Source organism: Oceanobacillus luteolus (genome assembly GCF_042678205.1).
GTDB lineage: Bacteria > Bacillota > Bacilli > Bacillales > Amphibacillaceae > Oceanobacillus > Oceanobacillus luteolus.
Genome location: NZ_JBHUDE010000055.1, coordinates 1 through 601, shown reverse-complemented (window position 1 = coordinate 601; position 601 = coordinate 1). Strand labels below are relative to the sequence as shown.

1 pseudogene is annotated in these 601 nt (G+C 35.9%); it reads right to left on the bottom strand.

The window, feature by feature from the left end:
* Positions 1-153: 153 nt before the first annotated feature.
* Positions 154-333, bottom strand: a pseudogene (locus ACFSBH_RS12080) (tyrosine-type recombinase/integrase); the annotation flags it as partial.
* Positions 334-601: the final 268 nt, after the last annotated feature.

Genomic DNA, 601 nt, shown 5'->3' with positions numbered 1-601 from the left:
TAGTCCCACGGGTGCGACGTTCTACCCCGACTACCGTAATAATAAAACCTTATAAAAAAAGGTCAACCAGTAATTTCTGGCTAACCTTATATTACGAACGGGTGCAAGAGATGAAAAGAGCAACGATATTATAACAGCGTTGCTCTTTAATGTTTAGAAATATTTTCTATAAAGCTCTTGTCGCAGTCTACCACTTAGTTCTGCGTATATCCTTGTAGTTTCACTTTTTTCGTGACCTAATAGACTTTGGATAACTTCTAATGGGGCACCATTATTTAACAAGTGAGTTGCATAACTGTGTCTCAACTGGTGAGGATGAATCGTTTTATTTACATTGTAATAATAAAACCATATAAAAAATAGTCAACCAGTAAATTCTGGTTAACCTTATAATACGAAGGGGCAGTTTTCTTGAATAAGTCGGGTAGTAAAAAGGGAGTGAATCAACTGGATATAAAAATCTTGTATTATAAGAGATTTAAAGGGAACGAAAAGGTGTAACTGCTAAACTATAATAGACAGTTATTGCTAAATAAGAATGAACACTTTCTATGGGGATAGGCATGTAAAAGGATGTTGCCCCGTAGGGGCGACAGCCTTT